Origin of the sequence: Actinomadura napierensis (genome assembly GCF_039529375.1) — a bacterium.
Lineage (GTDB): Bacteria > Actinomycetota > Actinomycetes > Streptosporangiales > Streptosporangiaceae > Spirillospora > Spirillospora napierensis.
In genome coordinates this window covers 1-595 of the sequence record NZ_BAAAMR010000363.1, presented here as the reverse complement: position 1 = coordinate 595, position 595 = coordinate 1, and the positions used below count along the sequence as shown (strand labels likewise).

Annotated in this window: 1 protein-coding gene; it reads left to right on the top strand. The window is 41.8% G+C overall.

The features are described from left to right. Positions 1-17 precede the first annotated feature (17 nt). A partial coding sequence (locus ABD296_RS49935; protein WP_344285688.1) for a Rossmann-fold NAD(P)-binding domain-containing protein occupies positions 18-595 on the top strand: 578 nt, incomplete at its 3' end.

Below are 595 nucleotides of genomic sequence, written 5' to 3'. Positions count from 1 at the left end.
AAATGCCTTATACCGGCATGCAAGTGTGGAATTTAAATGGCTATGGTGAAATTAATTTTGGCCATGAGTCTGTACAAAGACCAATGCCAGAGCAAGCCTTGGGTTCTATGGTTGAGCCAAGTGTATTGAATGTTGCTATTCAACAAAAAATGCTTGAGCAGTTAACAGACTATCGTACTCAAGTTCGTGTTACCCGTATTGAACAAGGTGTCGGGTGCTGGCATATTCAATTGGCAGATGGCACGGCACTTAAAACTAAACTGCTTATTGGTGCTGATGGCGCCAATTCATTTGTACGTGAGGAAGCCTATATTGATCTAGATGTACTAGATTACAAACAAGCAGCGATTAGCTGTGCGATAAAAACGTCTAAGCCTCATCATTATGTTGCTCGGCAAATCTTTTTGCCTACTGGACCTTTGCCATATTTGCCGATGGCGAGTCTTGAAGAAAGTGAAAACGGTTATTGGCAGTCCATTGTCTGGACACTGCCAGATGATTATACCGATGAATATTCGGCTTTAAGTGATAGCGAGTTTATGCAGCTTTTAACTCGAGAAAGCCAACATATGTTGGGTGAAGTGTTAGATGTTCG